Here is a 6321-nt window from a genome sequence, read left to right as displayed (position 1 = left end):
CCCCCGCACCGCGCTGCGGCGCACCGTCGCCGCGATCGCCGCGGCGACCACCGAACCCGAGCTCTCCGCGCGCCACGCGGCCTACCGCGAGACTGGCCTCAAGGCCGAGCGGCACCTCCTGCAGCACCCGGTGCGCTCCGCGGCCATGGTCGTGGGCGCGCTGCGCCTGCCCGTGGTGCGGGCGGACCTCTCGTCCGGGGTGCAGGGCCGGACGCTGCACCGGGCCCTGACCCGGCGGCTCGCCCCGGGCCTGCGCTTCGGCGCCAGCGGGGTGGCCGTCCTGCCCGTGCCCGCCGACGCCGACGACTACAGCGCGGGCCCGGACAAGCAGACGCTGCGGCGCAAGGTCCGCGCCGCGCGCAAGCGGGGCATCACGCACCGTCCGGTGCTCGACCTCGACGAGCGACGCGAGCTCCTGCTCCTGGCCGAGGAGGCCGAGCGCGGGCACCGCGACGCCAGCTACCGCAACGAGGCGCCGGAGACCGCGGACCTGCTGGACTACGACCTCTGGCTGGTGGCCGAGGACCGCGCGGGCACCCCGATCCTGCTGACCGTCATCCCGGTCGACGGGGAGTGGAGCATGCTGCGCTACTTCCGCACGATCGGTTCGGGTCCCGACCACAGCGACGCCCGCTACCTCATGACCGCCGAGCTCGTCGCCGCCCTCTCGGAGCGGGGGGTCCGGTACCTGCTGGACACCACGCACCCCCTGGACCTGTCCAACGGCCTGCGGCACTTCCAGCGCATGGTCGGCTTCCGGCTGACGCGGGTGGCCTGCTCGCGGTGACGCTCAGGCGGGCGAGTGGAACCGCTGCTGCGCGGCCTCGAGGCCCTGCACCAGCAGGAGCTCCACGGCGTCCGCCGCGTCGGAGACGAGGAGCGGCAGCTCCTTGCGCTCCGTGCTCGTGAACTCCTTCAGCACGAAGTCCGCCGGGTCCTGACGGCCCGGCGGACGCCCGATGCCGACGCGCACGCGGGCGTAGTCCTTGCTGCCCAGCGACTGCGAGATCGAGCGGAGGCCGTTGTGGCCGCCCTCTCCCCCGCCGCGCTTGAGCCGGACGGCCCCGAAGTCGACGTCCAGCTCGTCGTGGACGACCACGAGGTGGCCGACGTCCACGCCGAAGTACGACACGAGCCCCGCGACGGGGCCGCCCGAGACGTTCATGTACGACGCCGGCGCCGCGAGCACGGCGCGCGGCCCCGGCGCCCCGCCCGGGAGGGTGCCGAGGCGCACCTCGGCCACCCGGGCCCGGGCGCGGTGCCGCTTGAAGGAGGACCCGGCCCGCGCCGCGAGCTCGTCGAGCACGACCTGCCCCACGTTGTGGCGGGTGCGGGCGTACTCCGTGCCCGGGTTGCCGAGGCCGACGACGAGCCAGGTCCCCTCCGTCAACGGATCAGGACTCGGTGGACTCGGCGGCGGGAGCCTCGTCGGTCTCCTCGGTGGTGCTCTCCTCGCGGACGATCCCGGCCTCGGCCTCGAGGGCCTCGAGCTCGGCCTCGGCCTGCTCCGCGGTCGCCTGCGCGCTGATGACGACGACGAGCGCCTCGGGGTCGGTGGACAGCGTGGTGCCCTCGGGCAGGGCCACCTGCGAGGCGGGGATCTGGGTGCCGGCCTCGAGACCCTCGACGGAGACCTCGACGGAGTCGGGGATGTGGGTGGCCTCGGTCTCGACGGAGACCGTGGTCAGCTCCTGCTGCACGACGGTGCCGGCGGCGGCCTCACCCGTCACGTGCAGGGGGACGTCGACGGTGACCTTCTCGCCGCGGCGCACGACGATGAGGTCGACGTGCTCGATGAAGCCGCGGATCGGGTCGCGCTGCACGTCCTTGGGGAGCACGAGGTGCTGCGCGTCGCCCAGGTCGATGTCGAGCAGGGCGTTGGAGTGCTTCAGCGCCAGCATCGTCGCGTGGCCCGGCAGGGTCACGTGCAGGGGCGCCTCGCCGTGCCCGTAGACGACGGCGGGGATCTTCGCGTCGCGGCGGATGCGGCGGGCGGCGCCCTTGCCGAACTCGGTGCGCTTCTCGGCGGGGATGCGGGTCTCGGCCACGGGGGGCTCCTGGAGTCTCGTTCTCGGGCGGTGGTCGCTGGCAGACCTCGGGAGGGCGCGCCACGGCGTCCACCGCGTCGATCACGGAGGCGCGCGCGCTCTCCCTCGCCGAGGCAACTGCGCCCAGTCTAACCCTCGCCGGCGGCGGGCTTCCGCCGCCGGCCCACCGGCTCCGCCGGCCGGTCACCGCCCCGGTGGTCCCGCCGGGCACCGGCGGACGGGCACCGACATCCAGTTGCGCTGCGTAGCATCAGACTGACAGCGGGTGAGTATCAGTGCCCGCGGGTGGTCGCGGTCGGCAGACGTCCGATCACCTCGTCGATGTGTCACGCTCGTTCGGGGAAGCAACGAAGCTTGGGGGAGCTCATGAGCGGGACGAGTGCGGGCGGGCTCACGGTGGTGATCCCGGCGCGGGACGCGGCCGGGACCATCGGGCGCCAGCTCGAGGCGGTCGTGGCGGGTGCCGAGAGCGTCGAGGTGGTGGTCGCCGACAACGGCAGCACGGACGGCACCCAGCAGGTGGTCCGGGACTTCGCGCGGCGACACCCGCGGACCGTCCTGCTCGACGCGTCGGCCACACCGGGACCGTCCTTCGCGCGCAACCAGGGGATCGCCGCGGCGTCGCACGAGCTGGTGGGGCTGTGCGACGCCGACGACGTCGTCGCCCCGGGCTGGGCGCGAGCGGTCGAGGCCGGTCTGCAGCGCCACGACTTCGTCGGTGGACCGCTGGACTTCGAGCTCCTGAACCCCTCGTGGGTCTGCGATGCGCGGGGGCGCGAGCGGACGCGGCAGTTCTGGACCCTCGAGGACGTCGGCGGGCCCGCGTGGCCGCACGTCACCACGAGCAACCTGGGGATCCGGCGGTCGGCGCACGAGGCGATCGGCGGCTTCGACGAGGACCTGCAGTGGAGCGAGGACAACGACTACTCGTTCCGCCTGCGGCTGCAGCTCGGGCTGGCCCCCGAGTGGGTCGAGGACGCCCTCGTGAACTACCGCTACCGGACCCGGCTGCGCGACCTGCAGGCCCAGGCGAACCACTACAGCCAGGGCCTCGCGGGCCTGGTCAGCCGCTACGGCGAGTACTGGCAGCACGTCCCCCGGCGGCAGGGTCCGGCCGAGCGGGCGCTGAAGGCCGGGGTCCGCCTGGCGATGGTCCGCAACCGCGGCGACCTCGCCCGCTGGCACTGGCACCTCGGTGCCGCCAAGGGGTACGCCGTGGCGTCCCAGCTGGACGTGCTGGGCTCTGCGATGCCGTGGTGACGCGGCCCGCACCCCCGTCCGTCGCGCCGGGCGGGTCCCCCGGGGCTCCTCGCCCCTGACCCCTCCGGCCGGCGGGCCGTCACCACCGTGGTGACGGCCCCGCCGAGCGCCGGTGCGGACCGCTCAGCTGTGCCCGTCGAAGAGGCTCGTGACCGAGCCGTCGTCGAACACCTCGCGGATGGCCCGCGCGATGAGCGGCGCGATCGAGAGGACCGTGAGCTGCGGGAACGTCTGCGCCTCCGAGATCGGCAGCGTGTTCGTCACGACGAGCTCGGAGATCGGCGAGTTCTTCAGCCGGTCGACGGCCGGGCCCGACAGGACCGCGTGCGTCGAGGTCGCGATGACGTCGGCCGCGCCGTTGGCCTTGAGCGCCTCCGCGGCCTGGACGATCGTGCCCGCGGTGTCGATGAGGTCGTCGACCAGGACGCACGTGCGGCCGCGGACGTCGCCGACGACCTCGTGCACCTTGACCTGGTTCGGGACCGTGGGGTCCCGGCGCTTGTGGATGATCGCGAGCGGCGCGCCCAGGCGGTCCGACCACAGGTCGGCCACGCGGACCCGGCCGGCGTCGGGCGAGACGATGGTGATGTTCGAGCGGTCCACGCGCTTTCCGACGTAGTCGGCCAGCAGCGGCAGGGCCCACAGGTGGTCGACGGGCCCGTCGAAGAAGCCCTGGATCTGCGCCGTGTGCAGGTCGACGGACATGATGCGGTCGGCGCCGGCGGTCCGGAACAGGTCGGCGATGAGGCGGGCCGAGATCGGCTCGCGGCCGCGGCCCTTCTTGTCCTGGCGGGCGTAGCCGTAGAACGGCGCGACGACCGTGATCTGCTTGGCCGAGGCGCGCTTGAGCGCGTCGACCATGATGAGCTGCTCCATGATCCACTGGTTGACGTTCGCCGTGTGGCTCTGGATGACGAAGGCGTCGGCCCCGCGGACGCTCTCCTCGAAGCGGACGTAGATCTCCGAGTTCGCGAAGTCGTAGGACGAGGTCGGGACGAGCTCGACGCCCAGGGCGTGGGACACCTCCTCCGCCAGCTCGGGGTGCGCGCGCCCGGAGATGAGCACCATCCGCTTCTCGCCCGTGGTGGTGATGCCGGTCATGGCTCAGTTCTCCCTGCGGTCGTGGTCGCCGGCCCGGTCGCTGCCGAGCGTGCTGGTCGCGGTGCTGCTGGTCGCGGAGGCGGGGGTGCCGTCGCGGCTGGGGGTGTCGTCGGAGGCTCCCTCGCCCGCGCCCAGCGCGCGCGCCGCGGCCTCGGCGGCCGGGGTGCCGGGCCGGTGCGCCTCGGTCCAGCCCTCGAGGTTGCGCTGCGGCGCCACGCTGATCGCGAGCGCCCCCGGGGGGACGTCCTTGCGGATGACGGTGCCGGCGCCCGAGTAGGCCCCGTCGCCGACGGTCACGGGCGCCACGAACATGGTGTCGGAGCCCGTGCGGACGTGGCTGCCGATCGTGGTGCGGCTCTTGGTGACGCCGTCGTAGTTCACGAAGACCGACGAGGCCCCGATGTTGGAGTGCTCGCCGATGCTCGCGTCCCCGACGTAGCTGAGGTGCGGGACCTTGGAGCCGCGGCCGATCTCCGCGTTCTTGGTCTCGACGAAGGTGCCGATCTTGCCGTCCTCCCCCAGGCGGGTGCCGGGCCGCAGGAAGGCGAAGGGCCCGACGCTGGCGCCGGCCCCGACGACCGCGTCGCTGCCGTGCGTGCGCGCCACGCTCGCCCCCGCGCCGACCTCGACGTCGGTGAGCGTGGTGTCCGGCCCGACGACGGCGCCCGTCGCCACGCGCGTGCGCCCGTGCAGCTGGACGCCCGGCAGGAGCGTCACGTCGCGCTCGAGGACGACGTCGGCGTCGACCCAGGTGGTGCGGGGGTCGACGACGCTGACGCCCGCGAGCATCCAGCGGCGCAGCGTCCGGGCGTTGGCCTCGCCCGCCAGGTCGGCGAGCTGGGCCCGGTCGTTGACGCCGCGGATCTCCCACTCGTCCTCGACGGGCAGCGTCTCGACGCGCCCGCCCGCGGCGCGCAGGATCGCCAGGACGTCGGTGAGGTAGACCTCCCCGGCCGCGTTGTCCCGGCCGACCTGCGCCAGCGCCGAGCGCAGCGACGCGGCCTCGAAGGCGTAGACGCCGGAGTTGACCTCGCGGACCGCGAGCTGCTCGGGGGTGGCGTCCTTCTGCTCGACGATCGCCGTGACGCCCGTGGCGTCGCGCAGGACCCGGCCGAGCCCCGTCGGGTCGTCCACCTCCGCCGTCAGGACCGTCATGGCGTTGCCGGCGCCCGCGTGCGCGGCCACGAGGCGGCGCAGCGTCTCCCCCGACAGCAGCGGGACGTCGCCGTAGGTGACCACGACCGTGCCCGCGAGGTCGCCCGGCAGCGCCGCGAGCCCGCACTGCACCGCTCGCCCCGTGCCCGGGACGTCGTCCTGCAGCGCGACCACGACGGCGGGGTCGGCCGCGCCCACGTGCGCGGCGACGGTCTCGGCCTGGTGCCGCAGGACCACGACGAGGTGCTCCGGCGCGGCCGCGCGCGCGGCGGCGAGCGCGTGCTGGAGGAGCGGGCGGCCACCGAGCGGGTGCAGCACCTTGGGCAGCGACGACTTCATCCGCGTGCCCTCGCCGGCGGCGAGGACCACGACGGCGGCGACCCCGGCGGACGACGGCGGGCGGGCGGAGCCGGCGTCGGCGACGGCGGGGACGGCGGATCGGGCGGGACGGCTCACGCGCTGGGCGCTCCTCGCGGGCTCGGGGGCGTCGGAGGACGGACCGGCGGACGCGGCCCGGGCTCGAGGATAACGGCCACCGCACGTGCCGCCGAACACCCGCGGGCGGCCTCCGCACCCCGGCGGCGGGAGGACCACCCGTCTGCTCCCGGAGGAGGATTCGAACCCCCACTGGACGGCACCAAAGGCCGCCGTGCTGCCGTTACACCACCCGGGACCGCGCGCCCGGGCGTGCCGGGCCACGACCCGACCATCCTGCCGGTCGGGGCCCGCCGGGGGCGGGGCAGGGCGGTCGTGGGGC

Annotated in this window: 6 protein-coding genes and 1 tRNA gene; 2 read left to right on the top strand and 5 right to left on the bottom strand. The window is 74.8% G+C overall.

Going from position 1 to position 6321, the window contains the following annotated elements:
• Positions 1 to 787 (top strand): hypothetical protein (locus GTR02_RS18690; protein ID WP_166608990.1); only part of this gene is annotated, 787 nt, incomplete at its 5' end.
• A 3-nt stretch (positions 788 to 790) separates the two neighbouring features.
• Here GTR02_RS18690 and pth read toward each other — a convergent pair.
• Together pth and GTR02_RS18680 are read right to left on the bottom strand one after the other, a co-directional pair.
• Entirely contained in the window at positions 791 to 1390 is a 600-nt protein-coding gene (gene pth, locus GTR02_RS18685; RefSeq protein ID WP_166608989.1) for an aminoacyl-tRNA hydrolase, read from the bottom strand.
• Between the two features lie 4 nt (positions 1391 to 1394).
• Positions 1395 to 2048: a 50S ribosomal protein L25/general stress protein Ctc gene (locus tag GTR02_RS18680; protein ID WP_166608988.1), complete on the bottom strand. Its 654-nt coding sequence runs from the start codon at positions 2046 to 2048 to the stop codon at positions 1395 to 1397.
• 366 nt (positions 2049 to 2414) lie between these two features.
• On the opposite strand from GTR02_RS18680, the gene GTR02_RS18675 reads away from it, so the two are divergent.
• Positions 2415 to 3308, top strand: a complete 894-nt coding sequence (locus GTR02_RS18675) for a glycosyltransferase family 2 protein (protein ID WP_166608987.1) — start codon at positions 2415 to 2417, stop codon at positions 3306 to 3308.
• A gap of 123 nt (positions 3309 to 3431) precedes the next feature.
• Here the strand turns inward: GTR02_RS18675 and GTR02_RS18670 are convergent, their stop codons facing one another.
• From GTR02_RS18670 to GTR02_RS18660, 3 genes are all read right to left on the bottom strand, one after another.
• Positions 3432 to 4409, bottom strand: a complete 978-nt coding sequence (locus GTR02_RS18670) for a ribose-phosphate diphosphokinase (protein ID WP_166608986.1) — start codon at positions 4407 to 4409, stop codon at positions 3432 to 3434.
• Positions 4410 to 4412: 3 nt separating this feature from the next.
• Positions 4413 to 5903 (bottom strand): bifunctional UDP-N-acetylglucosamine diphosphorylase/glucosamine-1-phosphate N-acetyltransferase GlmU, encoded by a 1491-nt coding sequence (gene glmU, locus GTR02_RS18665; protein ID WP_166608991.1) that lies wholly within the window; start codon positions 5901 to 5903, stop codon positions 4413 to 4415.
• Between the two features lie 262 nt (positions 5904 to 6165).
• Positions 6166 to 6237 (bottom strand) — tRNA-Gln (locus GTR02_RS18660).
• Positions 6238 to 6321 lie beyond the last annotated feature (84 nt).

The organism is Kineococcus siccus (assembly GCF_009906795.1).
GTDB lineage: Bacteria > Actinomycetota > Actinomycetes > Actinomycetales > Kineococcaceae > Kineococcus > Kineococcus siccus.
This window is presented reverse-complemented; position numbering and strand designations above follow the sequence as displayed.

What these genes read in the sequence shown, in the direction of transcription:
- glmU (WP_166608991.1), bottom strand. Translation starts at nt 5,903, where the DNA reads ATGAAGTCGTCGCTGCCCAAGGTGCTGCACCCGCTCGGTGGCCGCCCG.
- GTR02_RS18670 (WP_166608986.1), bottom strand. Translation starts at nt 4,409, where the DNA reads ATGACCGGCATCACCACCACGGGCGAGAAGCGGATGGTGCTCATCTCC.
- GTR02_RS18675 (WP_166608987.1), top strand. Translation starts at nt 2,415, where the DNA reads ATGAGCGGGACGAGTGCGGGCGGGCTCACGGTGGTGATCCCGGCGCGG.